Genomic DNA, 547 nt, shown 5'->3' with positions numbered 1-547 from the left:
CCATCTATGAAGAACATCTTGTCAAGTGATTTTATTCTTTGCGCATGGATCCCTTTCTGAGACACAATCAAGCGGTACGCTCAACCATCTATTCGGGATCGACCACTGTTGCAGGCCGTCGCCATTAAACATCCGTACGAAGAACGCCCCATTCACCCTGACGAAGGTCGAAGAGTTTTCTCCGCCTTCATGGCCTCGGTCGGGGTCGTTCACACATTCCCGATTGATTTTGTCTCTGATGTCATTACTTCATTTCTGTCTTACTCGTCAGCCTGTTTCAGGCAGGCTGGTGTGTCGCTGTGAATGGTTCGCCTGATTTCATGATCGCGACCATCATTCCCAGCAGACGCCTGGCGATCGCCACGATGGCTTTTTTGGCCTTCAAGCGTTTTTTCAACCTTTCGTAGATCGTCTTCCAGCGCGGTACCCGATACACCAGTTGCCAGGCGGCCTCCACCAGCGCCCAGCGCAAATAACGGGAACCTGCCTTTTCGATGTGGAGTTCCTTCATCTTCCCGGCACTTTCCCGTTGTCCCGGTGCCAGGCC

The 547-nt window shown here is 52.7% G+C and carries 1 protein-coding gene; it reads right to left on the bottom strand.

Going from position 1 to position 547, the window contains the following annotated elements; translation table 11 throughout:
- Positions 1-277 precede the first annotated feature (277 nt).
- Positions 278-547 (bottom strand): transposase (locus FYZ48_RS22190; protein WP_149344466.1); only part of this gene is annotated, 270 nt, incomplete at its 5' end.

It is taken from the genome of Gimesia chilikensis (assembly GCF_008329715.1).
Classification (GTDB): domain Bacteria; phylum Planctomycetota; class Planctomycetia; order Planctomycetales; family Planctomycetaceae; genus Gimesia; species Gimesia chilikensis.
Note: the sequence above shows the minus strand (reverse complement) of the source record. Positions and strands in the feature narration are given on the sequence as shown.